The following is a 25956-nucleotide window of genomic DNA, read 5'->3' on the forward strand; positions in this document are numbered from 1 at the left end:
TAACACAACAACCATAACCAAACAGAGGCAGTGAGAAACAAAATACTTAAGACGTGTGACTGATAAGTGGCCAGAAATGATCGAACCAGTCGAAGTATTCCTGCTGCCGCTCACCTTGGGTGTGCGCCGCCATCAATAATGCCCAATACACGGCAAACACCCAGTACATCTCGATGGCGGCGGGTATCGCCTTGATGGCATCCGAGGTTAAGCCAGGGTGCCCTGCCAGATACTGCCGTACTAACAGATGCCGCTGCGCAGGCGTTAATTGGTGAGTTGCGAGCACAACGGCCAGTTCACACAGCGGATGAGAGGCGGTTGCATACTCAAAGTCGATGCAATACAACTGGTTATCTTTTAGCAGCAGATTATGGGGATTTAAGTCGCGATGGCAAAACTGCGGCTCGACTAAACAATCGGCTAGGGTCGCCGTCCAACCATTGATCTGTGTTTGTATGCTGAGCAATTGCGCCAATCGGCTCTGCCATGCCTCGCCCTTATCCACTGCGGCAAAGGCTAACAACTGCGCGTGATATTCCTGCCATTGCTCAGTGATACTGATGTGGTACGGCCCAGTCGCTTGCTCGCGAAGCTGTTGCAGCAATTGCAGTAACAGGCTGTGGGCGCGATTCGGCGTTAAGGCTTCCAATAGGGCGAACCGTTCGGAGGGATACCAAGTCAGCTTGTCTGCTGCACCCTTGATATCGGCATGAGATTGCAACCAAGCCTCAATGTGCGCTTCACCTTGGCAAAAGGTCGTTGCACTGCATTGAGACTCTAATTCTTTCCAGCTTAGTTCTTTCGAGCTTAGTTCTTTCCAGCTTAATGCTTTCGAGCTTAAGTTTGGCAGGCTTAAGTTTGGCAGGCTTAAGTTTGGCAGGCTCAGTTCTTGATAACCTGATGCCATACTTGGCTCGCGTGGCAACTCGGGTTGCTCAAGTGTATAAGTCCCACTTGCCAAAATAGCCTTTTCGATAAGAAGATTTGTCCTGCCCTCAATATCCTCCATCAGCGGTGCAAACTGAGATGCTAATGGAAGGCTTGGCAGAGATTGCGCGAAGATAAACTGGCTGAGGTAATAACGCTGATCGCCACTCACCCACAGTAACTCGGGGGCAAGCTTTGCCTTGGCAAGATGGCGCCAATAGAACAACTCTTGCTCCCGCGAACAAAAGCTGTCGGCGGCATCGGCGTTTTCACGCAAGACATAATGCGCTGTCGGCGTTTCAATATGATAGTTGTGGTTACTTAATCCATGCGCTAAAGGCTGGATTTGACTGATATCAGTAAGCCCTGCCTGCGCTAATACCGCAAGCAGCGTATCTTTGTCCTGATCAACAATAGGCGGCATTAGTGGCTTACCACAACAATCATGTTAAATAGCGTATTAGGCATTCGCAGCCCTTGTGAATTGGCCATCATCTCTTGATATCTGCCACCGTTAGCCGAGTAGTTTTGCGGCGCTCGACTCAATATGGGGATTGCGGCTATCGGCAAGGGCGGCGCGCCAGAGGAAATAGCCGACAACCGCTAGGCCAACGTAGAGCACGAATAATAAGGAGGTCAGCATCAGTCCCTTGCTGAGGTAAAGGTAAATCGATACCAGATCGATAACCACCCAATACAGCCAATTTTCCAACACTTTTTTGGCGACTAAATAGGTTGTCATCACTGCAAAACAAGTGGTCGCCGCATCGAGGTAGGGAAAGGAAGCCTGGGTAAAGGTTGCCATCCCATGCCCAACACCAAGGGAGACAATACCGGTCGCGACAATCAGCTTTAAATGGGTTTTCAGCGGCCAAGTAGTCACTTTCACCCCTTGATGTTTGTCGCCGCCTTGGGTCCAGAGCCAGTAACCATAGAGTGCCATGGCCATGTAATAGATATTCAGCACCGACTCCATCAGCAGTGCGACTTTCCAAAATAAGACAGTGTAAATGGCCGTGCTGGTAAATGCCGCTGCCCAGCACCAAACGTTTGCCTTCATGGCCAGTAACAAATAGGCCATGGCCAATACCACGGCTAAGGCTTCCCATGCGGTCATCACATGAACTTCCCCTAGGGCCGCATTAACACTATTGACCAGCGTTAACCATAATTCTGTCATTGCCTTACTCTCACTCTATATCGCTTGCTTGAACCACTTCGCTTTAGCGTTCAAGTTAACTCAGGGCGTTACTCGCTATGGGCTAAATTCAGCTCACCACCAATAAACTTACATACAAACACCGCTTTGCCCCATTTTTCATGGGCGGCTTGCATCTCGGTCGCGAGCATTGCCATCACGTCTTGATAGTCGCCACACACTTGCGTCGCCATGGCATTGGTAACACGTTGAATTGTGGGGTAACTATCCAAGCGATGGATAAACCATTTGATCGGATCGAGATAATTTTCATTAAAGGGATACATGCTAATTTCGGCGGTGAGTTTCATCTTCACTCCTTAGGTCAAATGCTAATAATGCAATCGTCAGGCGGTGACGCAATGAGCGAGCACAGCCTGACATCTGATGTATCATTCTTAAGGGATTACATAAACTTAACGTTTAGTGTCACCCCGATTTGGCGTGGGTCGCCGTAGCGGATATATTGCTTTTCCGCCCAGCCGTTATCCGGCTCATTACCAAAATAGAAACCACGCACGCCATATTCTTCATCGAACAGGTTGCGGCCCCATAAATACGCCGACCAAGCACTCGCCTCGTAACCTAAGCGCGCATTCACAATGGTGTATGGCTCAGAGCGCGAGTCGTTGCTGTCTGAGTAGTAAAACTCACTCTTACCACTCATGTTGACGTTGGCAAACCAACCCGAGTTCGCACGATACGTACCGCCTAAGCTGTAGGTTAAGTGTGGTGAATGGGCCAAATCGCGACCCGTTAAATCCACAAACTGGTCTTCAGCTACTTCGTATTGATAATCACCATAGGCTGTATTTAAGTAACCAACGCTAGAATATAAATGCCAATTACTGTCGATATACCAATTAGCATCAATCTCTAAGCCATAGTTTTTTGAACTTCCGGCATTATCGATAAAAAGAATAAACTCACTTAAATCTTCAGGATTTTGTTGAGATGCAGATACTTGTTGGTCTTGTCTATCCATATAAAAAAGAGCAACATTTGTACTTAACGCTCCTGATAACCATGAGGATTTAAGACCTAATTCATAGTTATATAAAGTTTCAGTATTAAACTCCTTTTTATCGCTGAAATCAGCAGGAAGCGTCATATTAAAACCACCCGCTTTATATCCTCTAGCAACTCGAATGTAAGCATTATGCTGTTCACTAAGTGCTTTACTTAAAGCAAGATGACCACCCCACATTGTTTCTGATGGAGAAAAATCATCCAGATTTGTATCGCTATAATCACTCGAGCGATTCTCTAACCTCAGTCCAAGTGACAATAAATAATCATTACTCATATCAATATCGAGTTGACCAAATATTGCGTAATTTTGCGCATCATATGTTGAGTCTAAATATTTAGTTCTTTCTTTAAAACTGGGATTCAAACCACCATTACTATATTTGGCATAGTCGATCAGACTGTTGTCTTCCTGCAAACTCGAAAAGTAAACTCCAATTAACCAATCTGTAGACTCGTTAAATATTCTTCCAGCATCACTTGAAGTAAGACGTAATTCTTGTGTAAACGTTTTTCTCTGACCCACTTTTGACCATGTTGCATCATAAACACAAGGTAACTTTCCAATTGAATTCCAATCCGCATCATAAATATCACATTGCTTGGATGCCCAATATTCAGGGTTTGCCCAATCGCCATCGTAACTATAATGATGATCGGTATTGGCAAATGAGGTCAGCGAGGTAAGCTCGAAAGACTCTGCGCCCGAGTAGGTTGCTTTAAATCCAGCGCCCGTGGTGCGCTGGCTATCGACACCCGGCTGATCCGAAATAGTATGTTTAGGATCGTTGGTTAAGCTCCAGGCATCGTAGCCGTTATCAAAATCGGCATGCAGCAGAGTTAAATCAAGTTGCAGATTATCGCTGGCATACCAGCGTAATTTAGCGCGACCAGTAAATTCATCACGACCATTGGTATCTTCTTTATTTAAATAGAGATTATCGCGATAACCATTTTGTTGATGTTGCTGCAGCGACACGCGGTATAACAATTTGCCCGAATCGGTTAACGGCCCAGAGCTAAAACCGCTGAAGGTTTGCAAATCGTCATTGCCTAAAGAGACCTCGGCGCCATGTTCAAACACATCGGTCGGGTCGTTGCTCTTTAGGTAAATCAAGCCCGCTAACGCATTGGCGCCATAGCGGGTGCCCTGCGGGCCGCGTAACACTTCGACCTGCTGCAGATCGTACATGCTCGACACCATGCCGATACCAGATAAATCAATATCATCAATGATATAACCTACAGATGAGTTAGGCGCGCCTTGATATTGTTCCTGCTCACCTACGCCGCGGATCTGGAAATACTTAGGACGTGAGCTGCCACCCGACCAGTTAAAGTTGGCGATAGAACTCATCACGTCTTCAAAGTGCTGGGCACTTTCATCTTGAATTTGCTGGGCATCGATAACGGTAATGCTCGATGGCATTTTCTCTAAACTGGCACTGCGAAAATCTGCAGTCACCACCATGATTTCCATATCATTGCTAGGCTCAGGTTTATCGATAGCATCGGTTTGCGCCCATGCGGCCGTGCTTAACGCCGCCGAAATGGCCAGCGCTAATGGCGCACGCGTTAACGATAAGGAGAAGGTGGAACTCTTGGTCGATTTTTGGGTGTAAGACTTGTTGTTAAACTTTTTGTTAGACATAGGACCTCAAATACATGTTTGAGATCCGGCAACGAATAAGCGATTCAGAAGTGTGCTGTTGATTGGCCCATTCCTACGCCGGTATTAGCCGGATCAGGTTCTAAGGGTTCGTCTGATGACATCTCAGTCTGCCACTTTGTTGGCAAACACCCCTTGGCGGCGCTAAGTATACATGACGAAAATCATAAAGTAGACACTCTTGTCACTGCACATCAGTAAATGACACACAGCTCACGCCATTAATGCCTTTGTTGAAACCTCTGGCGACTCACAATTAGCCGATAAAAACGCTTTTCTCTCCTTTGGCTGATTTGACCCAATATGCTTTCTAATGCTATAGAAGGCGACGATTTTAAGTATGGTAGAAGGGTCAACTCAATGCAGCTAAAACCGTTAGCCAAGGGACGTTATAGCCAGCGATGGGAACAGGACTATCCTCTTATTGAAGCTGTGATTCTTAGCTGTATCAGCGAAATCAAAATGCTCAAAAAAGGTGCTCACCTGATGACACAAGGTGAAGCCATAAACTCTCTGGTGTTAGTCAAGCAAGGCCGCGTATCGCTGGGGCACACCGCCAGAAATGGCCGTTGTTTCCAATTAGGGACTATCGATTGTGATTCGCAGCTCTTTGGTGAGATGGAGTTTTTTACCCAATACCAGTGTCAGCTCGACATTATCGCTAGCGAACCCTTAGAGATTTCGCTAATTAGCAACGAAAAGTTGCAACATTCACTCGGCCAACACCCACAACTGGCGCTATTTTTTGCCAGTGCCATAGCGATTGATTACCAAGATACCGTCGATATTTTTACCCGAAGGCTGCTTTATCCCATCAGCTATAACGTGGCATTCGATATCTACCATGAGTATTTAAACGATTTACCCGTCGATGGTTTTAGTAAGCGTTATTTAGAGGCGGAGCGTTTTGGTACCACAGACAGAGTCTATCGAAGGGCACTGCAACATTTGGAAGAGCGCGGTTTAATCGAGCGTAAAAAAGAAGGCATTCGGATTAAAAACCTGGATGCACTTAAAGCTTTTGTCGAAGCAGGCATTTAACCCACTTCGACAACACCCATACTCGGCAGATAACAACCAAGTATGGGCCTTTAGCTTAACTTGCCGAAAGTGATTGTGCAGACATGGCAGGTTTCATCCGACTCGATGCAATCAACAACATAAAGATTGCGGCATAAAGCACGGGGATCACATACATCACGGTTTGTAAGCCGATAATACGTTCGAAGAACGAACTGATCGCCGGACTAAACATGGCGCCCGTACTGCCACTGATCAGAATGTAGGAGACATTCTTGCTGCTGGCTTGCTTCACAAACGACACGCCATAGGCAATAAATGCATTGTAAAGTGCCGCGCAGACAAAGCCGTAACCATAGGTTAAATAAGCAATCCAATTCAGTTTATCGGTAGTCACAATCACGAAGGTGATCACCATGGCAGAACCAATAATACCAACTAAGAAATGATGAATTTTTACCCGGGTCACGATCAGGGTTGAAATTAAGGCACCAATCAGCGCGGCCGACCAGTATTGGGTAATGATATTGCCCGCCTCCTCAAATGGGATATCAAATTTTTGTTTTACAAATAACGGCGCCCACGTGAGGAAGGTATACAGCGCCAGCATGCCTAAAAATAAGCCGATACCGCCGCTGATAATGCCGAAGTTCCACTCCGATTGTTGTTTCTCCTCCGTATTCGATGATTGCTCGCACAGAGAAAAATTGGTGAATAAGCTAATAATCACCGTGCCTAAGGCAACCAAACCCACGGCTAAGTAACTGTAACTCCAAGATAAGGCATTGGTTAAGGCGTAGGTTGTGATCAGCGGAAACACCACCCCAGCAACATTAAAGGTCGCATCCTGCACCACTAACATAGTGCTCTGCATTTTGGCTTGCCATACAGATACCACAATGGTGCCAGCGATACACAGACCAATCCCGCCGCAGAATCCAATTAAGGTCATGGCCACCATCACTAGCTGTAGCGAACTGGTAAGGTGTAATGCCAGTGCAGAAAGCGCGACTAGACTGTAACTGAGTAAGGTGATCCGCTTGATGCCCAACTTTTCAATAAAGAAGAAGGCGGCAATGGTCCCTGCCAATGCGCCACCATTAAGTAAGGAGAAGATTGAAGCCACATCATTCACATCGGCCGCAAACTTCTCCGCTATGGGTTCTATCAACATCCCAAATTGCGTCGCAAAACCCGCCATAATAAAGTTCGCGAGAAAACTAATGGCAGTTAAGGTGATTTTATTATTCATTTTTGTCATTCCATCGTGAAATGCGAAAGGTGCAAAGGTTAACGAGAGACCTAATTCAGCGCAGTCGCGAGCGCAAGTTCGATCATATTATTGAAGGATAACTGGCGTTCTTCGGCGGTGGTTTCCTCACCCGTTAGGCAATGATCGGATACCGTGAGAATGGCCAATGATTCAATGCCCTGTTGATGCGCTAAGCCATAAAGACCCGCGACTTCCATATCGATACCCAATACCCCAAAACGCTCCAGTGCTGGGATCATATCTTCGTCGGGATCATAATAAAGATCGCCACTAAATACGTTGCCAACTTTCACGCTAATGCCTTTTTCATTGGCTTGGGTATAGGCTTTGTGCAGTAAGGAAAAGGTGGCCGAGGTTGCCATATGATAGCCACTGCTACGCTTGGCATTCGTGGGTGAGTCGGTACCCGCCGCCTGCGCTAAAATCACATCCCGCATTTGCACGTGTTTTTGGGTTGCGCCTAAACTGCCGATACGAATGATGCGCTTCACACCAAAAAAATTAATCAACTCATGGCCATAGAGCACCATTGAGGAAATCCCCATACCGTGCCCCATTACAGAAATACGCTGCCCTTGGTAATAACCTGTGTAGCCCAGCATATTGCGAACGTTGGTGACTTCTACGGCATCAGTAAGGTAGGTTTCGGCAATATATTTCGCCCGTAGCGGATCGCCAGGCATAATAACAGTTTCAGCAAAATCAGTAGGTTGTGCATTAATGTGCGCAGTCATAGGTCTATCCTCATCTAATATTATGCTGATAGTAGTGCTCAACCCTGAAATAGTTTTAGGACTAAAGTCCGCTTTTCTGTCGCTGTTTGACTTTTTCCGTCGAACTGAGTCAGTTATCGCAACTTTGCTTCTCGGCGTAGCAACCGTCACGGGACAAACTCAATCCCGCACAAACGAGCAGAAGGAAGATGGGTTGGTGAGGATGAGGATAGATAAAAGCAAAAGACTTACGCCCTGAAAACGTAAGTCTTTATAAATGGAGCGAAAGCCTTTATCAACGCGCGTTAACTTAGCTTTGAAATGCCAAATGCTCTAACGCGATAGTGACAACTCAACCCTATGATTCAAGCTTAGTTTGAATAAGTCTCGCGAACATAGACATCGAATTTAGCCACTTGCGCATTTGGGGCCACGGCCGACACTTGCAGCTGTTGTTTGCCGTGTAATTTCACCGATTTCCAACTGGTGGCTTCATCTTCGATGGTAAAGCCGCTGGCGTCGTACCAAGTGAACTTATATTGCACTCGCATATCGCTTGAGGACTTGCTGACGATCAACGCCGAACCTTGGATCAGATCGCCAACGCGGCGCGCCTCAACGCCTTCAACACTGATATAACGGGCGAAGCTGTTGTTATCGACGCGGGTTTCTCCCAGTGAGTTCACCGAAATGCCCGCCGTATTGGTGCAAGCGCCGAGTGTCAGAGCTGCAGCCAAGATTACTCCACTGTAAATTGCTTTCATTTTGTTTTCCCTCACTCACAAAAACCTAGGTGCCGAACAACGGATGGGCAATGACACTACGCGACGCCAGCTGAACTTATGCTTAACGTACACATCGGCTTAAACTGCCCGTACTGCCGCACCCTCGCGATTAATCAATCAAAAAGTGCGCCCTTGCGGTAGCGATCAACTGCTTACGATTGGTTTGCCAACAATTGATGTTCACATTGGCGACCCGTCGCCCCTGACGGGTGATACGGCATTCGGCAAAACTGTCTTTATGTAGGCCTGCTCGCAGGTAATCAATCGAGAAATCAACGACTTTTGGCACTTTTGCCGTTTGCATAAACACCATTAATTGCACTATGGCCGACATTTCCATAAAACCAGCAATCACCCCACCATGAATCGCGGGCAGGATGGGATTACCGATATTGTCGTCCTTAGCGGGGAGTTTGAAAATCAGTTCATCGCCAAAGCGCTCGACCTTCATACCAATAAACTTAGCATAAGGCACATGTTCGAGTAGATGACCAAAGTCATTCAGCTCGGTGGCGCGTTTTACAATTCCCTGCACATCGAGGGTTTTCTGCTCGGTCGGCTTATTTGAGTTCATCTGTCTCTCCTAAGGGCGGCACGGCTTCTCCCATCAAGGCTTGTCTAAAGGCATCGCCCACCATTTCAGGGCTGATCCGCATAAAAGAGCCCACCGCATGGGCGATAGGATCATCAATGCTGTCCTGATAGGCGATGGCGCGGGTAAAGGCGATATTAGATGACAATTTATAGCACTCGGCAAAACCATAAACTGGCTTATGGGGCTGCGCGGGCTTCATATAATCGACCCGTAAGTCGAGGGTGGGCGAAATCTCTAAGGATTGATATTTTTGAAAAATCGCACTCACCACCGCACTGCCACAGGCGGTGTCCATCAAGGTGGTGATCACCCCGCCGTGGATAACGCCCGTATCGGGATAACCAATTAACTCAGTGCTATAGGGCAACTCAATCAGTACATGGTGCTCACTGGCTTCGAGCACGGTTAACCCTAAGCGACGGCACTGGGCGAGCTGATCGACAAATCGCTGCGCCATTTGAGTCAGCGGAAAAAAATCAGGATTTACCTTCATTGACCTTGGCTCAGCATGGGTCCCAATGGCTCTCCGCCAACGAGATGAATATGGATATGGTACACTTCCTGTCCGCCATGTTTGTTGCAGTTCATGATCAAACGATAACCATCTTTGGCAATCCCCGCCTCTGCCGCCAATTTGGCCGCCACTGTCATCATCCGGCCGAGTGCAGGCTCATCCGAGGCTTTCATATCATTTGCAGTTGGGATCAAATGATTCGGCACAATCAGAATATGGGTTGGCGCCTTTGGCGAGATGTCTCTAAAAGCGGTCACCAGCTCGTCTTGATACAGAATGTCGGCGGGAATTTCGCGGCGGATAATTTTGCTGAAAATGGTTTCTTCGGCCATGGGGAGTCCTCCTTGGGTTAATTGGGATAGTATACTAGCAATTCAACGCTTTGTGTCTCCAGATATTTTGCGTTTCATTTGCCTGTTGTGCGCATTTTTGGCAGCATGACGCCCATTAAAACGCATCGGTTTTACAGGATAAATTATGCTCCACTATCACATCATTCCCGTCGATCCCAAGGCGCACTTGTTCGCCGTTACTATGACGGTACAAAAGCCCCACCCTAAGCAAGTTTTTAGCCTGCCCGCGTGGCTTCCCGGCAGTTATATGGTGCGGGATTTTGCCAAGAATATTATCGATCTTAAAGCCACAGGCGATAATGGTGAGGCGCTCCACCTCACTCAACTGGATAAACAAACCTGGTCGGTCGAACATCAAAGCACCCAACTGACCTTAACCTATCAAGTTTATGCTTGGGACCTGTCGGTACGCACTGCGCATCTGGATATGACCCACGGCTTCTTTAACGGTAGCAGTGTATTTTTAGCCGCCCACGGCTTTGAGGCAGGCTTACACACAGTGACTATGGCTGCGCCGACCGAGCAGAGCCTAAATGAATGGCGCCTTGCCACCAGCATGACACGCCAAAGCGGTGATGAATTTGCCTTTGGTGAGTTTTGCGCGCAAAGCTATGACGAACTTATCGATCATCCAGTTGAGATGGGGCTATTCACCCACGCCAGTTTTGAAGCCTGCGGCGTGAGACACGATATCGTGTTAAACGGTCGCCACCGCGCCCATATGCCGAGACTCTGCCAAGATTTAAAGGCGATTTGCGAGTATCAAATCAAGCTGTTTGGCACGCCAGCGCCCTTTGAGCGTTATCTGTTTATGACGACAGTACTCGACAATGGCTTTGGTGGTTTGGAACATAGGGCATCGACAGCACTCATGTGCTCACGCAAAGATTTACCGCTGTCGATGGATGCGCCGATAAATAACGACTACCGCACTTATTTATCGCTCTGCAGCCATGAATATTTCCACAGCTGGAACGTCAAGCGCATCAAGCCAGAATGCTTCTTACCCTATCAACTCGAGGCGGAAACCTATACGCCGCAGCTGTGGGCCTATGAGGGCATCACCTCCTATTATGATGATTTCCTTACCTATCGCGCAGGCTTAGTCGATGAGCAAAGCTACTTAGATATGCTGAGCGAAACCTTTACCCGGGTATACCGCAGTCAAGGCCGCTTTAAACAAAGCATTAAGGACTCGAGCTTTAACGCTTGGACTAAGTTCTATAAGCAGGATGAGAACGCCCAAAACGCCATTATCAGTTATTACACTAAGGGCGCCCTGTTTGCCCTGTATCTGGATTTAACCCTAAGAAGCGAGACTCAAGGAAAATACAACCTCGACGATCTAATGACCATTCTGTGGCAGGAATATGCCCTGCAAAATCGCGGCACCACGGATGAATGTCATCAAAGGATTGTTGAACGCTTATTGGGGCGTGATTGCCAAGATCTCTTCGCCTATTTAGACAATACCGACGATATCCCGCTGGCACCACTACTGGCCGAGTTTGGGGTTGAATTGACACTGAGAGCGAGCCAAGGCGCGCAGGATGTTGGCGGTGGCACGGCCAAAGGGTATGAGATTGCCTTTGGCGCTAAAACGCAAGCTGCGCCAATGGGCCTTAAAGTGACCACTGTCGCCCAAGGTAGCCCTGCGCACCTTGCAGGCTTAAGTGCCGGAGATATCTTAATTGCGGCGGATAATCTGCAGGTGACAGGTCAATTTGAAGCTCAGCTTCAGCAATACCCAATCGGACAACGCTTAAGCCTGCATTGGTTTAGACGAGATGAATTGATGACGGGAGAACTGATTATTGCAGAGGCGCCTAAGGATACGGTTGCCTTAAGCATCACAGATAAAGACAAACTGCAGGCTTGGTTAGGTCGTTGATCTTTAATCTATTAGCCTTTAATGCACTAATTTTTAATGCACTAATTTTTAATGCATTAGTTTTTAATGCAATAGTCCTTAACCCATAAAGCACAAAAGGGGCAATCGTATCGAGGATTGCCCCTTTTTATTTGATTCTTAAGTTGTTCAATTGAATATTGGCTTAGTGGCCCCATCAACAACGCGTTACACCACCACATCGTGTAAGTAGGTTTGCGCCCATGCAATGGCTTGCCCACGGCTTGACACACCAATCTTACGGAACACACGGTACAAGTGAGTCTTAATGGTGCTCTCACTCACAAACAATTGATTCGCGATATCGAGGTTAGTGCTGCCAGACAACAGGGCTTGTAACACTTCGCGCTCACGGATGGTTAATGGCTCGGTATCTTCGAACAGTCCAAAGTCATCATTTACCCCATTCACCAATTGGATGGGGATCACTCTGTGTCCACGCAGGATGTTAGACAGGCCAAGGCTGATTTCAGTCAGTCCTGCATCCAGATAAAACACCCCTGCCGTAGTCGAGGCTTGCATTAAAAAACGGGCATCAACCTGTTTAGGGAATTGAATGTAGACGACTCGCACACTCGGGTGTTCACGGGCAAGCAAGCGTTGAAATTGATAGGCTTTCTGAAGATCGACGGTGGAAAGGTCAATCACCACCATAGAGGCTTGGTTATCTTTGATTTGATCGCACATTTCATCTGGACTGACTTGCGACAGCTTCACCAGAAACTCCTGCGGCCAGCGGCCTGCAAGCAATTCCATCAGAACTTGCGATCTTGACACTACAATCCAATGTAATATTTTGAACATCCTGCTCACTCCCTGTCTGGTTAACGATTATTTATTTTGAGAGGAGAAACATCTCTCAATACCACTTCAACATCCGTTCAATAGACTTCCAAGTCTATCGTGCACACGATATTAGCATTAGATAAAACAGATTCAAAAGACTTACGTAAAAAATATTTACCGTACGCAAATCAAAAACTTCTACAACTTTAGGACAAATCATTGTCAAGCAGAAGGCTTAATTTAAACTGAAAATAATGCGCTATTTTTAACAGAAAGGCGTAAGATCAAATCAATACAAAACATAAGGAAATACCATGTCCAGCCAGCAACCAAGCCCTATTGAAATACAATCCTACCCCGTCTGGGACAGACCTACGCGTCTGTTCCACTGGATTAATGTCATCCTCGTACTCTCCCTGCTTATCGTGGGCGGTATAATGATGTTTCGCAGCGACTTAGGTATAACCGAACTCTCCGGTAAAATCGGGCTTAAAACCCTGCACGTCATCATTGGCTATGGCTTTGCGATTAATTTACTTATCCGCTTAGTGTGGGGTTTTATGGGCAATAAATACGCCCGCTTTAGCCATATGTTCCCCAATGCCAATAGCAAGGCCGAGTTACAAACCTATAAAGCAGAACTTGCCGCGGGTAAAAATCCCCAGTATCTAGGCCACAATCCTAAGGGGAAATTCGCCGTACTCGCTATCATGCTCTTATTAGTCACAATTATGATTACTGGGCTGATCCGCGCCGGTACCGACATTTACTATCCACCCCTGGGAAGTGCAGTCCAACAGTACCTTGCGGCCACCAATGTTGATCCGAGTAGCCTACAACCCTACGATGCTACGGGCGTCGATACCGATAAAGCTAACGTGATAAAACCCATAAAAGGTCTTGTAGGAGAGGTACATGTGTATGCAGTGTATTTATTGATACTGTTGATCATGCTGCATGTTTTTGCCGTAATCTACACCGAAGTCAAACGCCAACCTGGCATTATCTCAGCCATGTTTTCAGGCAAAAAGCTTATTCAAGGACAACCGAAGGACGAATGAGGTCAACTCAATGAGCATAAAAAACGCCAGCATTTGCTGGCGTTTTATCAAGCTCAATCTGAAGTCAAACTTACTTCTTCAGAATAGATGCCGGAGTACGGCCATCGTCGTGGCAGCTTTCACAGGTAGGTTTTTGACCTACGTTCATATCGTGTGGAGCGTGGCAGTCAGCACAAACTAAGTTGCCATCGTGTGGCTTATGTACTGCGTCCATTTCAGCCAAAGAGCCGTGGCAGCTTTGACATTGTTCAAATTCGAAAGCACCATCAGCAGAAGGCGTACCATCCTTATGACAGCTTTCACAACCACCTGACTCAGCATGGAAGTCTGATAATTTTTGATCCGCGGCAAATGCGGTTGGTGACAGCGCCAGCGCTGCAAGACTTGCCCCGAAAAGCGCACTTAATAGTTTTTTGCTCACAATTGTATCCTCCAATGGCGATTGACAGTGGAAATTCTTGTCAGGGTGACTTCCATCTCGCAACCAATGTAAATAGCACGACTCGATTTAACTTAGCTAAGGATTGAGCAATAAGCAACCCAATCTTAATGCAAAGTAACTTTATCAATATACCAAGGGGTAAAATGTGCGCTGCATCATGTAACCACATGCTTATATAAGAGTTTTACATTGACTTAACCTATCGCTCACAACTAAAAACGGCCCTAGCCTAATCCGTAGAAAAAGAAAAGCCCCAATAAAAAAGGAGACACTAGGTCTCCTTTTTTGATCTTACTGACCCGTCCTAAATAGCGTTGACACTTTTCAAACTCATTTTGGAGAGTGTAATGACTTCAACAATTAAACGAACTCAACGCGATTATTCCCTCGCTTTTAAATTGGCGGTTGTCGACCAAGTGGAAAAAGGCGAACTGACCTATAAGCAGGCGCAAGACAAGTACGGTATTCAAGGTTGCTCCACCGTGTTAGTGTGGTTACGCAAGCATGGCAAACTGGATTGGTCCCTAGGGACGCCGCCAACATCAATGCGAGGACAGTTGATGACTGAACCCACCACGCTCACCCCCGAGCAAAAGATAAAAGCCCTCGAAGCCGAACTTGAAGATACCCGCATGAAAGCGGCGTTCTTCGAAGCCATTGTCGAAAAACTCAGAACTGACTACGGGATATCCGTCGTAAAAAAGCCACCCGCGAAACGCTCCAGGAAAAAACGGACGTAGGTTATCGCGTCACCCAATGCTGTCGTTACCTTGGCATCAGTCGTCAGGCGTATTATCAGCAATGCCAGCGGCAAATCGTCTCAGAGCTAAGGGAGCAACAGGTGTTGCAAACAGTACAATATGAACGGTTATTTCAACCGCGAGTCGGTACGCGTAAACTGCAGTATTTACTCAACAAAATGCATCAAATAGTGATAGGACGAGACCGGTTATTTCGCTGTCTTAGGGCGCATCGTTTGTTGGTCACGCCGAAACGGGCGTACTATAAAACGACCCATAGCCATCATCGATTTAGGTGTCATCCCAACTTGCTTAAGCCCAGCGAGCAGCAAGTGGACATCAGCCGCTCAGAACAAGTCTGGGTGGCTGATATTACCTATCTGCCACTGCAAGATAATGAAGCCTATTTAAGCTTGGTGACCGATGCCTGGTCACGAAAAATCGTGGGCTATCATGTTGATGATAATCTTAAAACAGACGGGGTGCTAACGGCCTACAAACGGGCACTGAAGCAGCGACAAGATAAAAGTAAACCGCTGATACACCACTCAGACCGTGGAATACAGTACTGCTCAAACGCGTATCAAGCGGTTCACGCACACCATGGCGTGACATGCTCAATGACCGATGGATATGACTGCTATCAAAATGCCTTAGCAGAGCGAGTGAATGGCATCTTGAAGCAGGAGTTTTTAACACATAAGCCCGCAACGCTGGAGGAGGCGCGACAAATGGTGGCAGAAGCGGTTGCCATCTATAATCAACGGCGGCCACATTTGGCCTTAAAATACAAAACGCCCGATGAGGTTCATCGAGCGTTTTAGGTGGAAATAAGTGTCAACTTATTTCAGGACGAAACATACAGCCTCGATTAACGGGTCTGTAAAGCGGCGATACGCTTCTCTAATGGCGGATGACTCATCATCAGCTCTGCCATTGAACGCTTGCCGTTAATACCGAAGGCAGACATTTGCGCTGGCATTGCTGAACTTTCAGGGCCTTGGCGTAAACGCTCAAGCGCTGCAATCATCTTATGCTTACCCGCTAAACGTGCTGCACCTTCGTCTGCACGGTATTCACGGATGCGTGAGAAGTAAGCCACGATAATCGAGGCCAAGATACCAAACAACATATCGAGGACAAACACAACCGCCATATAAGCGAACATGCCTAGACCTTCACCTTCTTCGTCGTTGCTCGAGACGAAGTTATTGATAATGCCCGCAACAACACGCGCGGCAAAGATAACAAAGGTGTTCACCACGCCTTGAATTAAGGTCAGTGTCACCATATCGCCGTTAGCAACGTGGCTCACTTCGTGGGCAAGTACCCCTTCAACTTCATCTTGGCTCATGCCGTACAACAGACCGGTACTCACGGCAACTAATGAGTTGTCTTTACTTGGGCCTGTGGCAAAAGCGTTCATCTCTGGCGATTGGTAAATTGCCACTTCTGGCATTTTAATCCCAGCTTGCTGCGCTTGGCGGGCAACAGTGTCTAACAACCAACGCTCAGTGCTATCACGTGGCGTGGTGATCACTTCACAACCCATGGTCTTTTTCGCCATCCATTTTGAAATGGCTAAGCTGATGAAGGCTCCGCCGAATCCAAAAATCGCAGCGAACACAAGTAGTCCACCCATAGTAGACGTATTCACGCCCAGAATAGACATCACAATTGAGGCTACCAGCAACACGGCTAGGTTAGTCGCAATCAATAAAAAAATACGCTTCATTTCAGCTCCTTTACGGCAAACACATGCCATTTAACTTTGCTCAAAGACATAATATGTCCAATTAATCGAAATTCAAGGGGTAAAGATAAGAGTTTTTCTACTCGCTAATTTTTCTCTCAATTTAGACATTGCCTTTCATGGCTCGTGAGTCTAGGGACAGTATATTAATCCAAGCTTAAATCTAGGCTCTGTCAGCATTACAGCCAAATTCATGTGTGTTTATCTATGTTTATCGCGATTAAACTTTGTTAACATGCCAGCACATTCCGAGATTTCAGGATAAAAAAATGACAGTCAATGCCCTACTACTGAGCAGTTCTCGCGTCGGTGATACGCCTTACCTTTCCCATGCGATTCCCTTTATCAAACCGCTCACCGCTAACGCCCAAAAATGGATCTTTATCCCCTATGCCGGTGTCAGCATGAGTTACGACACTTATTTGGCCTCAGTCGTGGCGGGATTAAGCGAACTCAGGCTCGATATCAGCGGCATTCATCAACATCCTGATCCGCGCCAAGCGATTAAAGATGCCGACGGCATTTTGATCGGTGGCGGCAACACCTTCCATTTACTGCACGAGCTCTATAAGTACGATTTAGTGCATCTTATCCGTGAAGAAGTTCTGAATGGTAAACCTTATATTGGTTGGAGCGCGGGCTCTAACGTCTCTGGATTGAGCATTCGCACCACCAACGATATGCCGATTATCGAGCCGCCGTCGTTTACCGCGTTAAATATAGTGCCATTTCAGTTAAATCCACATTATTCAAACTACCGCGCTCCAGGGCATAACGGCGAAACCCGCGCCCAGCGCTTACTCGAATTCACCCGTGTCGATCCTATCACCCCGGTTGTGGGTATCGTCGAAGGCAGCGCACTCTGGCGTCAGGGAGACACTTTATCCCTACTCGGTGACAACCCAGCCTATTTATTCTGTGGTGAGCAGCAAGAGATCCCTATCCCTGTAGGAAGCGATTTATCCCATTTACTGAAATAAGATCTATTCGGCGGCATTGCCTCAGCTAATCTGCTAATATCGGCCACCGAGTGTGAGTTTGTCATCAGACTTGCTGGCCGATAAAATGCCGCAAAATGTCATATAAAAGAGGCATCTATACCTCGTGCGCTGAAACCGGATAGCAGTAATATCCCAAGTTAATACCCAAGCTACCTGATGCTTTAACCGATAAGGTCAGCACTTATCCCGTGGGAGAAAATACTTGCACCACTTAAGTAACTGCTCTAATTTCGTTGTCGAACACTTTGATTAACAAGATTAAATTTTTATCCACCCTTAAGCACTTCCCGAACTAATGCATTCTAAGTGATTTATAAATCGGGAGTTTTGGGCACGTTCCGGGTGCCAATCTTGCACCTTAGCCCATTGAAGTGAGGAGTTCCTATTTTGCGACTGCATTCAACAATCAATCATTTAGCCCCGATCACACAGCGAAAAACGAACCAACCGCGGTTTTTTCTCGGTTCCTTACTCGCTTGTATGGTGGGCATCAGCAGTTTAGTCCCTGCCTATGGCGCCGACTCGACCCCAGAGAAGAAAGCCAAGGCCTTCTCCCATGACACTGTCATTGAACTGGCTCAACAACTGGCTCAGAAACCGTTTAAAGAAGCAAGAAAAGCCCCCAAAGAGCTCATTGATCTAGATTACGCCACCTACGGCAAAATCAATTATCAAGAAAACGCCGCGATTTGGGGCGGCACTCCCACTAAGTTTTCGGTACAACTCTTTGCCCCCGGTTTTTTATACAAAAACCTCGTGGATATCGATGTAGTTGAAAACAGCCAAGCCTTGCCCATCGAGCTGACCGAGTCTTCCTTTAGTGTCCCTAATGGCGCCATTGAAAAATTACTCACTCAGGTTGGCCAATATGCGGGCGTGCGCCTGCACTACCCTATCAATGACGATGAAGTCAAAGACGAGTTCATCATGTTCCAAGGCGCGAGTTATTTTAGAACGCTGTCTAAAGGACAAATTTATGGTCTATCCAACCGTGGACTGGCTATCGATGTGGCCCAGCCCAAAGGCGAAGAATACCCATTATTCAAACGTTTTTGGGTAGAGCGCCCCTCTAAGTATCAAACCGCCATTGTGGTGCATGCGCTGTTAGACAGTCAGAGCGTTACTGGGGCCTACCGCTTTGGTATTTACCCAGGCGCGCCAACGCGGGTCGAAGTGGATGTCACGCTATTCCCACGCAGAGACATCGCCCATGTGGGCCTCGCACCGCTGACCTCGATGTTCCTCTATGGCGGGTTAGATACTTCAGATAAGCCAGACTATCGTCCTGCGGTACATAACTCCGAAGGATTACAAATCGATCGCGGTAACGGTGAGCGTTTATGGCGCCCGCTTAATAACCCAAATAAATTGCAGATCAGTGCCTTTGGCGATGAAGATATTAAGGGTTTTGGTTTAATCCAACGCCATCGTAACTTCGATTACTATCAAGATCTGACTGCAAACTATCAGCAGCGCCCTTCCGCTTGGATTGAGCCGCTGAATGATTGGGGTAAAGGTCAGCTAGTGCTACTGGAGATCCCATCGAGCGCCGAAACCAACGACAATATAGTCACTTACTGGGAGCCTCAGGGCGGATTGAAGCAAGGTGAACCCTATCGTTACTCCTATCGCATCACAGCGTCTAACGATAGCCCCAGTGCTAACACTAAGGCACGAGTGGTTCGCAGCTCAAAGGGACAAAAGCAAGCCAAAGGTAAAGAGTTGCTTATCGATTACAGCAATATCAAACCACAAGATATTGAGAACATTGTGATTGATGCCAGTATCAGCAAGGGCAAGATCCTGTCATCTCGTATCGTCGCTCATCCAGATATCAATGGTGCCCGCGTATTTGTGACCTTCGAGCCCGAAAGCACCAATGTGGCAGAACTGCGCATCCAATTGCGTAAAGATGAAAAACCTGTGGCCGCCACTTGGCTGTATCGCTGGAACAGTGACGATTGGCCTTAGGCAAATAAGCTAGCTATCCGTTACACCATAAAAACGCCGAACTTACGGCGTTTTTTATTGCGCTTGGTTCTACACTAACGAGTGTTCAGATCTAACTCGATTATATTCTCAGCAAGTCGTGGCAACATCATAACTCTTTAGCTATTCAGCTTCTTAATTTACAGGATAACTTGGACAGAATAACGTCTTCGGAATATCTAGGATTATTTCTATCTAACAAAAATAGGGAACTTCAGTTCCAATTTTCGGCCCTATTTAGCACGCCAATAAGATTTACTCCCCTACTCCACAACGGTATATTACCTCCTTCACAGCAACTGAATATTTGCTATATACACTTCTTTACAAGATCTCCATCTATTGCTATCACCATATTCAGTGTTAGTTATATTTCGCATCATGAGTATGTCAGAGAAAAAATGAAGTTACCCACATTAGATGCTGCGTACTTTCGTAAGCCAACGACAATATTGTTAATGATAAGTATCCTACTTGCCTTATATTCACTACCAATGATTGGACGAGTGTTTTGGCTTGCGTTGGTTTTACTCTGCTATACGCTGATTTAATTGCAAACAAAATGTTAATACAACAATTAACGTTAACATCTATATTAATCATCAGTGTAACTGTTGGTCGATAATACCCTGTTTCATCAACCCATCGAATCTAGATAACTCATTATCTAGACGGATATTTAAGCTATGCCGTTTTCAAACCTAAAACCAGCCTTTGCACTTTCTTTGCTGTTTGTCCCGAATGCCTTTGCTACTGCCGTCGATTTTAGTGACTACGGTCCTTTACGCACCTACGCACAATCACCGACCCAAGCGGGCAGTTTAACGCCGATGCTTAGATCTGGGTTTTCGTTACCTGAAGGTCAAAAAGAGCTGCACTTATCTGCAAGTGCGGCCAGTGTTTGGGCCGAAACCGATGATTATTTTGCTGATTACTACCACAACACCCTCGAAGGAGGGCTGACTTGGCAAATCAATGACAAATGGATGATAGACACAAGTTATCACTGGCGCTTTAGCGGCGATAATCACTTAGACTCGGTAACTATGTGGTTCCATGATGCTTTTGGTTTTAGTCAAAATGGTCGTGAAGATACGGCAAAACATCAAAATCAAATATTTTCTAAAGATGGTGTAAACCAACAAGATATTTCGGGTGAGACACTCAATAATGCCATTATGCTTTATGTTGGTTATCAATTATTTGAGAACCAACATCAGGGTTTATCCTTAGGTGGTAGCTTATATTATAACTATGTGGACTCAGGTCCCTTTGAAAATGAAGCCTTTGAACAAGCGTTGCAGTTAAATTACAGCTTCCGTTACGAGAAGCATCATTTTCATTCTAGCGCCGCCGTCAGTTTTAGGCAGGGCAATGAAGTGCTCTCGGGGATCCGCTACGATAATCATGCCTATTCAGTCAATCTCGGCTATGAATATATCACGGGTCGCCATGGCTGGTTAATTGAGTTACATCATTACCAAGGTTTATTAGAAACTGAAAATGATTTCGCTAAGGCGTCAAATGAAATATTACTCGGCTACCGTTATTACTTAGACACAAGTGCAATTGAGTTTTCCGTCGTTGAAAATTATTTCAATATGGATAACAGCACTGACATTGCCTTTAATATTGGCTACCGAGTTAAGTTTTAGTCACAATAAATTAAACACTCAATAACAAAAAAGAGGCTGTATGGCCTAATGCCGATCAGTTAAGCCAGAACACTTGACGATCTCATTGAAAAGATCAAAATCCGATGACCACTCGTCATCGGATTTTTTTATGCAACTGACTACAGCGCTTGCACTGGCTAATGGCTACGCTCCCAACACTGAACAACTCGGCAAACTAAGTGATATCTTGTGTCCAGATTTCATCTCGCAATGCCTTGAAACATCTGGTGTAGCAACCATACGCAAACGTCGACTTCCTCTAGAGCAGGCTGTTTGGGCTGTCATTGCGATGGCAATGTATCGCCAAGAGCCTGTTTGGAGCATTGTCGCCAAAGCACAATTGATGTTGCCTGGTAAGAAGCCCCTTGTGGCTCCTAGCGCCGTTGTTCAAGCCAGACAACGTTTAGGTGTTGATGCCGTTAAAGAAATTTTTTCGCAAAGTCAGCGCGTCTGGAACCAAGATGCCCAGCATCCTGACTGGTGTGGCTTAACGTTGCTTGGGGTTGATGGCGTCATTTGGCGAACGCCCGATACTCCCAACAACCAGCAAGCCTTTACCTACAGCAAAAACCAGCACGGTGATGTTGGCTATCCGCAAGTACGCATGGTTTGCCAGATGGAATTGACGAGCCACATGTTAGTTGCCAGCGCATTTGACGATGCCAAAATCAATGAAATGAAGTTGGCAGAGCAACTGATTGATAGCACACCCGACAACTCACTCACCCTATTTGACCGAGGATTTTACTCACTGGGGCTGCTAAACCGTTGGCATCAAGCGGGCAAATCCAGACATTGGTTAATGCCGATGAAGAAAGGCACACAGTTTGAAGTCATCACAAAACTCGGTCGACACGATAAACTCATTCGGCTGACGACCACAGCACAATCTCGTAAACAATTTAATGAGTTACCTGAATTTATTGACGTCCGATTGCTGACAAAAACAGTGAAAGGCAAAGAGGTCAATATCCTCACCTCAATGACAGACCCGTTGCGTTTCCCTGGTGCAGAAATCGTGGATTTATACAGTCATCGCTGGGAAATTGAGCTGGGCTATCGCGAGATGAAGCAGAGTTTGCTCAACAGCGAGTTTACGTTGAGGAGCAAGAAACCGGAGATGGTAAAACAAGAGCTATGGGGCATTCTCTTGAGCTACAATATTATCCGCTACCAGATGGTGAAAATGGCGCAAAGCAAGCCGGGTTTATACGCTAACCAACTGAGTTTTACGACATGCGCGGTTGCGATAATCCATGTGATTTATGGGTTTTGGCTGGAAGCCGCCGGAACCATCCCTAAAAGGATGGATAGTTTACTCGCAGAAACCGAGCAGCATGTGCTACCAATACGAGGGGATTCAAGAGCTTACCCTCGGTGTGTCAGAGTGAAACCAAGGAAATACCCAGTCAAAAGAAAATGCCAGTCAGCTCTTAACTGACTGGCATTACTGTATGGCCTCTTTTTTGTTATATCACACGTATTTTTGAATGGGTTATTTCATCAACAAAGCTTGGATATCGATAAAATGGACGGCATGTTCTGCATCAGCCTGCTTAAGATGTGGAACACAACCAAGGAAAGGCGATGTCATCATCTCTTTAAGCGATGCTAAGTTTTCATCAAACACGCTCATATTGGGATCGACGCAATTTGCTACCCAACCCGCCACGGTTAAGCCATCAGCTATTATCGCCTCTTGGGTTAATAATGCATGATTTAAGCAGCCCAGTTTCATTCCCACAACCAAGATCACTGGCAAATTAAGTTGCTGCACTAATTCCGATAAATAACGCCCGTCCCCTAAGGGCAAACGCCAGCCACCCGCACCTTCTATCAAGCAAAAATCAGCCTGCTCAAAGGCTTGTCTATCTAACTTTGCCAAAATCGCCTCGGGAGATAAGTTAACCCCCAGCTGTTTTGCGGCAATATGCGGCGCAATGGCAGGTTCAAAGCTTATCGGATTGACCTGTTCATAGTTGAGCTTTAAAGATGAGGCCGACATCAATTTTAACGCATCACTGTTACGTAAGCCCTGCTCTGTGGTTTCACATCCCGAGGCCACAGGTTTTACCCCAAGGCTTAAGTGCGCAGCGCCTGTGCGAGCAGCTTCACGATTGAATGCGGTTAACAGCGCCGTCGACACTAAGGTTTTACCACTGTCGGTATCTGTACCTGTTACAAAAAACATGCGTTTTCCTTCTTACTCCATGGTCAATCACGTGCTCAAAGCTAAACGACGAGTTTTACACCCTATCGCCTTGGCGACGTACACGAAATTGGGCGATTTGATAGGTTAAAGGCAGGCCCTGAGCCTCACGGAATAGTTCTGCGCGTTGTTGTAATGCTAGCCAATCGCGGCGGCCACGCAATTTGCCTAAGTGAGTATCGGCATCTGAGGAATTTTCGGTCTGTATGTACGATTGCACCGATGCGCCCACGCCCTTAATGGAATAGAGCAAGGTTTTAAGATCTTGAAAATAGACGGTCATTGGCACAAGTTGAACATCAAACAGTTGCCAATCTTTGGTATCAAAGGCGGCTTGTAAGCTTTCAAGGGATTGAAAACCGTTCACCCTTAAACCCAGATGGGATAACTGCGCCAGGCTGCCTTCGGCCACAATACTCAGATGCGCTTCTCCACCAGCTTTTAAGACTCTAGCCATTTCACTGGTCGCCGCCGAAAAATCATGGCACCACTGCAGGGCTAAATTGGAGTAAATACTATCGATACTCCCATCGGCAAAGGGGAGTTGCTCGGCATTACCACACACGCATTGGTGCCGAGAGAAAGTCACTTGAAGTTGTTGCAGCATCCCTAGGGCGACATCGAGGGCATAAACCTTGATATTGTCACCCACTACACGGTCGGCAAAATCGGTCCCAGGCCCCGCGCCAATATCAAGAATTGCGCCCTTGGCAGCAAATCCCTGCAACAAACTCGCGCCGCTTAAACGCTGTAAACAGTTATGCTCTTGGTAGCGCTTGGCCGCAGCAGAAAACCTATCGGCAATATGCTCGATCTGACTTGCAGATGGATGGGAATTAACACTCACGCCAAGCGGCATAGACATCACAAATTATTCTCACTTTAACATCAAACTTTTACTTAGAAGCTTTTACTTAGAAGCTTTTACGTTCAAGCTCTTACTTTCAGACTCTTACATTCAAACTCTTATCTTCAAGCTCTCAATACTCGAGCATTGAAGTGCCCTACCCCTACCATTCACCGGATGTTCTGAATCAAACGCTGGCTTACCGTTCAGGCCGCTCAGAAACCCTCGGCAGTGCGCATTCCTTTAGCACAGTGGCAATACTACTGACACAGCACCTTATTGCCGCCTCGCTATGGGATGCGCTTAAGGTGATGCGCAATCTTGCCGAGCCGACCGGCACTGTCGGTGGACGAATGGCGCCGACCCAAATGCCTAATGCCTTTAGCTTTTCTGCCACCCGCATGGTTTGCGTCGCATCACCGATAATCAAAGGTTGAATTGCCGTGTCACTTCCTAGGAGTGGAATGTCCGCATCTTGGCACAACTGCTTGAACAATAAGATATTGCTCTGCAATTTTTGCTTAAGCTCAGGATGGGTCTCAGCGTATCCAACTGCTGCCAAGGCAAGGGCCGCATTGGCGGGCGACAAGGCCGTAGAATAGATATATTCCCGTGCATTGCTGACCAGAAACTCAATCAACTGCCGACTCCCGAGGATTGCAGCGCCCTGACAGCCTAACGCCTTACCAAAGGTCACAATCTGGATATCGATATGCTTGGAAGCTGGAGTAGACTCAGCTTCAGCACTCACTGCATCTACCACGCCAAAACCATGGGCATCATCGACAATCAACCAAGAATTGTGTGCTCGGCAAAGTACGGATAACGCCGAAATCGGCGCGATATCACCATCCATGCTGAACACACTTTCAGTGATCAAGGCAGAAACAACGTTCTTCGCTAATAGACGCTCGGCACTTTCGGTAGAATTATGCAAAAAGCGCTTAAAATCCGCGCCGCTGTCGCGTAATCCATCGATAATCGATGCATGGACCAGTTTATCGGCCAGTACCACATCCTGCTTATCGAACAAGGTTTTACACAAGGTAGTATTGGCACTAAACCCTGAGCTAAAAAGTAGTGCCGCCTCAAATCCCGTTATCTGGCACAGCTTAGTTTCTAGCGCCAAATGCGCCTCGCTGTAACCCGTCACCAGTGGTGATGCGCCGCTACCCACGCCATATTGCTTAGCGCCAAGGTGCAGCGCCTCGACCAATGCGGGAGCACGGGATAGGCCTAAGTAATCATTACTGCTGAAGTTAAGATAGCGCTGATCCGCTAAGCCAAACTGAGGGCCATCCTCACTGAGTGCTGCCGCGCTCGACAATGCCTGACGCTGCCTAAGCAAACCTTGCTCGGCTAACGCCTGCTGACGGGCGAGGATTTTTGAACTCAGTTTTGAGGTGAGTGGTGAACTCATTTTTTCTTACTCAACTTGTCTTGCTCAATTTTTCTTGCTGTGCATTT

General features: G+C 46.7%; 24 protein-coding genes and 1 riboswitch. Of the genes, 8 read left to right on the forward strand and 16 right to left on the reverse strand.

What is annotated here, in order from left to right:
• Positions 1-46: 46 nt before the first annotated feature.
• The 4 genes from N7386_RS13105 to N7386_RS13120 form a co-directional block, all read right to left on the reverse strand.
• Entirely contained in the window at positions 47-1351 is a 1305-nt protein-coding gene (locus tag N7386_RS13105) for a phosphotransferase (RefSeq protein ID WP_126511521.1), read from the reverse strand.
• Positions 1352-1441: 90 nt separating this feature from the next.
• Positions 1442-2107 carry a nicotinamide riboside transporter PnuC gene (gene pnuC, locus N7386_RS13110; RefSeq protein ID WP_011717418.1) on the reverse strand — a complete coding sequence of 222 codons (666 nt, stop codon included), beginning with the start codon at positions 2105-2107 and terminating at the stop codon, positions 1442-1444.
• Positions 2108-2175: 68 nt separating this feature from the next.
• Positions 2176-2436: a YkoF family thiamine/hydroxymethylpyrimidine-binding protein gene (locus tag N7386_RS13115; RefSeq protein ID WP_011626476.1), complete on the reverse strand. Its 261-nt coding sequence runs from the start codon at positions 2434-2436 to the stop codon at positions 2176-2178.
• Between the two features lie 95 nt (positions 2437-2531).
• A complete protein-coding gene (locus N7386_RS13120; protein ID WP_011717419.1) occupies positions 2532-4805 on the reverse strand; it encodes a TonB-dependent receptor in 2274 nt (757 codons plus the stop codon).
• Between the two features lie 53 nt (positions 4806-4858).
• Positions 4859-4969: riboswitch (TPP riboswitch) on the reverse strand.
• Positions 4970-5183: 214 nt separating this feature from the next.
• Between N7386_RS13120 and N7386_RS13125 the strand changes: the two genes are divergently transcribed.
• Positions 5184-5864, forward strand: coding sequence for a Crp/Fnr family transcriptional regulator (locus N7386_RS13125; RefSeq protein WP_011717420.1), 681 nt, complete (start codon positions 5184-5186; stop codon positions 5862-5864).
• A 55-nt stretch (positions 5865-5919) separates the two neighbouring features.
• Here N7386_RS13125 and tsgA read toward each other — a convergent pair whose 3' ends face one another.
• From tsgA to hinT, 6 genes are all read right to left on the reverse strand, one after another.
• Positions 5920-7095 (reverse strand): MFS transporter TsgA, encoded by a 1176-nt coding sequence (tsgA, locus tag N7386_RS13130; protein WP_041412667.1) that lies wholly within the window; start codon positions 7093-7095, stop codon positions 5920-5922.
• A gap of 50 nt (positions 7096-7145) precedes the next feature.
• Positions 7146-7850: a purine-nucleoside phosphorylase gene (gene deoD, locus N7386_RS13135; RefSeq protein ID WP_011717422.1), complete on the reverse strand. Its 705-nt coding sequence runs from the start codon at positions 7848-7850 to the stop codon at positions 7146-7148.
• A 350-nt stretch (positions 7851-8200) separates the two neighbouring features.
• Positions 8201-8593: a YcfL family protein gene (locus N7386_RS13140; protein ID WP_279768954.1), complete on the reverse strand. Its 393-nt coding sequence runs from the start codon at positions 8591-8593 to the stop codon at positions 8201-8203.
• 130 nt (positions 8594-8723) lie between these two features.
• A complete protein-coding gene (locus N7386_RS13145) occupies positions 8724-9188 on the reverse strand; it encodes a PaaI family thioesterase (RefSeq protein ID WP_011623073.1) in 465 nt (154 codons plus the stop codon).
• On the reverse strand, positions 9175-9702 hold the full coding sequence (locus tag N7386_RS13150) for a PaaI family thioesterase (protein ID WP_011623074.1): 528 nt from the start codon (positions 9700-9702) through the stop codon (positions 9175-9177). Before N7386_RS13150 ends, N7386_RS13145 begins: the two co-directional genes overlap by 14 nt.
• Positions 9699-10055, reverse strand: a complete 357-nt coding sequence (hinT, locus tag N7386_RS13155; protein WP_011623075.1) for a purine nucleoside phosphoramidase — start codon at positions 10053-10055, stop codon at positions 9699-9701. Before hinT ends, N7386_RS13150 begins: the two co-directional genes overlap by 4 nt.
• Positions 10056-10200: 145 nt before the next feature.
• On the opposite strand from hinT, the gene N7386_RS13160 reads away from it, so the two are divergent.
• A complete protein-coding gene (locus N7386_RS13160; RefSeq protein WP_279768956.1) occupies positions 10201-11967 on the forward strand; it encodes a PDZ domain-containing protein in 1767 nt (588 codons plus the stop codon).
• 186 nt (positions 11968-12153) lie between these two features.
• On the opposite strand, the gene N7386_RS13165 is transcribed toward N7386_RS13160, so the two are convergent.
• On the reverse strand, positions 12154-12789 hold the full coding sequence (locus N7386_RS13165) for a LuxR C-terminal-related transcriptional regulator (RefSeq protein WP_011717426.1): 636 nt from the start codon (positions 12787-12789) through the stop codon (positions 12154-12156).
• Positions 12790-13085: 296 nt separating this feature from the next.
• Between N7386_RS13165 and N7386_RS13170 the strand changes: the two genes are divergently transcribed.
• Positions 13086-13832, forward strand: a complete 747-nt coding sequence (locus tag N7386_RS13170; RefSeq protein WP_037427475.1) for a cytochrome b/b6 domain-containing protein — start codon at positions 13086-13088, stop codon at positions 13830-13832.
• Between the two features lie 70 nt (positions 13833-13902).
• On the opposite strand, the gene N7386_RS13175 is transcribed toward N7386_RS13170, so the two are convergent.
• The gene (locus N7386_RS13175; protein ID WP_279768957.1) at positions 13903-14253 is read right to left on the reverse strand and encodes a cytochrome c3 family protein; all 351 of its coding nucleotides are present in this window, start codon (positions 14251-14253) and stop codon (positions 13903-13905) included.
• 368 nt (positions 14254-14621) lie between these two features.
• Here N7386_RS13175 and N7386_RS13180 point away from each other — a divergent pair.
• Positions 14622-15838 (forward strand): IS3 family transposase gene (locus N7386_RS13180; protein WP_279768960.1). Its coding sequence is split into 2 segments (ribosomal slippage): positions 14622-14970 and positions 14970-15838, totalling 1218 coding nucleotides; the frame shifts between segments, so codons are not numbered across the junction.
• Between the two features lie 47 nt (positions 15839-15885).
• Here N7386_RS13180 and htpX read toward each other — a convergent pair.
• Positions 15886-16749 carry a protease HtpX gene (gene htpX, locus N7386_RS13185; protein WP_011717429.1) on the reverse strand — a complete coding sequence of 288 codons (864 nt, stop codon included), beginning with the start codon at positions 16747-16749 and terminating at the stop codon, positions 15886-15888.
• Positions 16750-17036: 287 nt separating this feature from the next.
• On the opposite strand from htpX, the gene pepE reads away from it, so the two are divergent.
• The 4 genes from pepE to N7386_RS13205 all read left to right on the forward strand — a co-directional run bounded on the left by pepE (position 17037) and on the right by N7386_RS13205 (position 22874).
• Positions 17037-17747 carry a dipeptidase PepE gene (gene pepE, locus N7386_RS13190; RefSeq protein WP_109285689.1) on the forward strand — a complete coding sequence of 237 codons (711 nt, stop codon included), beginning with the start codon at positions 17037-17039 and terminating at the stop codon, positions 17745-17747.
• A gap of 408 nt (positions 17748-18155) precedes the next feature.
• Positions 18156-19739, forward strand: coding sequence for a glucan biosynthesis protein G (locus tag N7386_RS13195; RefSeq protein WP_279768962.1), 1584 nt, complete (start codon positions 18156-18158; stop codon positions 19737-19739).
• 704 nt (positions 19740-20443) lie between these two features.
• Positions 20444-21412 carry a DUF3187 family protein gene (locus N7386_RS13200; protein WP_011717432.1) on the forward strand — a complete coding sequence of 323 codons (969 nt, stop codon included), beginning with the start codon at positions 20444-20446 and terminating at the stop codon, positions 21410-21412.
• Between the two features lie 130 nt (positions 21413-21542).
• Positions 21543-22874, forward strand: a complete 1332-nt coding sequence (locus N7386_RS13205) for an IS4 family transposase (protein ID WP_218211666.1) — start codon at positions 21543-21545, stop codon at positions 22872-22874.
• 54 nt (positions 22875-22928) lie between these two features.
• Here N7386_RS13205 and bioD read toward each other — a convergent pair whose 3' ends face one another.
• The 3 genes from bioD to N7386_RS13220 all read right to left on the reverse strand — a co-directional run bounded on the left by bioD (position 22929) and on the right by N7386_RS13220 (position 25909).
• Positions 22929-23624 (reverse strand): dethiobiotin synthase, encoded by a 696-nt coding sequence (gene bioD / locus N7386_RS13210; protein WP_279768964.1) that lies wholly within the window; start codon positions 23622-23624, stop codon positions 22929-22931.
• Between the two features lie 55 nt (positions 23625-23679).
• The gene (gene bioC / locus N7386_RS13215) at positions 23680-24507 is read right to left on the reverse strand and encodes a malonyl-ACP O-methyltransferase BioC (protein WP_279771025.1); all 828 of its coding nucleotides are present in this window, start codon (positions 24505-24507) and stop codon (positions 23680-23682) included.
• A gap of 181 nt (positions 24508-24688) precedes the next feature.
• Positions 24689-25909: an 8-amino-7-oxononanoate synthase gene (locus tag N7386_RS13220; protein ID WP_279768966.1), complete on the reverse strand. Its 1221-nt coding sequence runs from the start codon at positions 25907-25909 to the stop codon at positions 24689-24691.
• Between the last annotated feature and the right edge of the window lie 47 nt (positions 25910-25956).

Source organism: Shewanella sp. GD04112 (genome assembly GCF_029835735.1).
Taxonomy (GTDB): domain Bacteria; phylum Pseudomonadota; class Gammaproteobacteria; order Enterobacterales; family Shewanellaceae; genus Shewanella.